This window comes from Candidatus Hepatincolaceae symbiont of Strigamia maritima (genome assembly GCF_055505085.1).
On the sequence record NZ_DBKDTU010000153.1, the window covers coordinates 1 to 1,723 of the forward strand.

The window sequence follows — 1,723 nt, forward strand, 5'->3', positions numbered from 1 at the left end:
CCATGAAGAATTTAAAAAAGAACTAGCTAAAATAAATAATGATTAAACTAGAATATAAAAAGTTATTAAGATAATGGAAAAAACAATATAAATTTCATTTTACATCATATTATAAATGTATTATAATTGTAATACAGGATTTAAAAAAGGAGAAATTAAGATGAGAAATATAAGTGTTAGAATGGAAGATGAGAAATTAAAAAGATTGGATGAAATAGCAAAAGCAGAGAATCAAGATAGAAGTTCATTAATTAACAAATTAGTTGAGACTAGAATAGAGTTATTTAATTGGCAATTAGCAAAAATAGATCGAGGTCTTTCTCAATTAGACAAAGGAGAATATTCAAAAGACACTGAGATCATTAAATTATTAGTAAATTAGGATATATAAGTGGAAGTTAGATTTTCTCAAGAAGCAACTAAAGATGTACGCTTTATTCAGGAGTATTTACAAGAAGCTCCTAATGCTTTTAATAAATTAGTTTCTAGGTTTAATGATTGCTTAAAAATAATAAAAAATAATCCTGAATTGGGAAAAATGGGTAGAAGAAATAATACCAGAGAATTTTTTGTAGCAGGAACAGATTATTTTATTGTATATAGAGTAAAAAATAAAGTACTTGAAGTTGTAACAATTTTACATTCTGCAAGAAAATACTAATGGAAAAAACATCCTCAGAAATATTAGAAGAAATACTTAATAGAAGTAGAAAGAGATTAGCTAGAAATAATAGTAATCAATATTATCAAGCTGTTTTTTCTAATATATCTAGGGTAAAAAACTTTACTTCTCAAAGTAATTTAAAAAAAGAATTTGTTAGAGAACAAAATAATAATAAAATTAATACAATTTTAAAAGTAGTAGGATACCGCAAAAGTTATAATAGTTTAAAAATAGTTATGGATTATATCTTAAAAAAAGCTGATGGATTAGAAAATGAGCTAGGAGATAGTATAAGCAAAGAGAATTTATTACAAGAAATAACAAGATTTGACTTAGTAAAAGATCATGATAACCTTAAAGAATTAGATAAAGCAAAATTAGATAATTTAAAAGATAAAGATACTTTATTAAGAAACAGGCAATTATCCCACATAGTATTTTCTTTACCTAAGAATGATATACAAGATAAAGCAAAATTAGAAACAGTAATTAGAGAAACTATTCCTAAACTATTTGCTAATCATAAGTATCTATTTGCAATCCATCAGGATACAGATAATATGCATGCTCATATTGTTTTAAAGACTAAAAATGATGTTACCGCTAAACAATTAAGAATACAAAAAAAAGATCTATTTCTAATCAATAAAACGCTATATGGTTCCTGCTTAGAAAATAATATAAATATTCAAAATATACCAATTAATAAAAGAGATAAGACAAAAAAAGAAAAAAAGCTCCCAGATTTTTATTTGAAAAAAACTAGTAAGTGGAGTAAAATGTATCAAGAAAATAAATTTCAAGTATTAACAACTAATAAAGAAACTCTAAAGAGATTAAAAGAATTAGGGATGAAAGAAAAAAATATAATATCTTTTTTAAATATGTATTTAGAAGATAAAAAATTAGCAATATGGACTATAAATAAAAATGCTAAGGTTTTTAATATCAAAAAACCAAACGAGCCATTTGCCTTAAGAAAAGTAAAAATAATAGAAATAAAGGATATAGAAAATGATAAAAATATTTAGAATAGGAATAGTTATAAGCTTGATATTT

At 23.3% G+C, this 1,723-nt stretch carries 3 protein-coding genes; all 3 read left to right on the top strand.

Annotation, left to right across the window (positions count from 1 at the left end):
- Window positions 1-160: 160 nt before the first annotated feature.
- Genes ACQCX0_RS04025 through ACQCX0_RS04035 form a run of 3 tightly spaced genes read left to right on the top strand, consistent with a single transcriptional unit; the run spans window position 161 to window position 1,695 of the window.
- Window positions 161-382: a CopG family ribbon-helix-helix protein gene (locus ACQCX0_RS04025; protein WP_462562892.1), complete on the top strand. Its 222-nt coding sequence runs from the start codon at window positions 161-163 to the stop codon at window positions 380-382.
- A gap of 9 nt (window positions 383-391) precedes the next feature.
- Window positions 392-661 (top strand): type II toxin-antitoxin system RelE/ParE family toxin, encoded by a 270-nt coding sequence (locus tag ACQCX0_RS04030; RefSeq protein ID WP_462562893.1) that lies wholly within the window; start codon window positions 392-394, stop codon window positions 659-661.
- On the top strand, window positions 661-1,695 hold the full coding sequence (locus ACQCX0_RS04035) for a relaxase/mobilization nuclease domain-containing protein (protein WP_462562894.1): 1,035 nt from the start codon (window positions 661-663) through the stop codon (window positions 1,693-1,695). The genes ACQCX0_RS04030 and ACQCX0_RS04035 overlap by 1 nt, the downstream gene beginning before the upstream one ends.
- Window positions 1,696-1,723 lie beyond the last annotated feature (28 nt).

What these genes read in the sequence shown, in the direction of transcription:
- ACQCX0_RS04035 (WP_462562894.1), top strand. Translation starts at nt 661, where the DNA reads ATGGAAAAAACATCCTCAGAAATATTAGAAGAAATACTTAATAGAAGT.
- ACQCX0_RS04025 (WP_462562892.1), top strand. Translation starts at nt 161, where the DNA reads ATGAGAAATATAAGTGTTAGAATGGAAGATGAGAAATTAAAAAGATTG.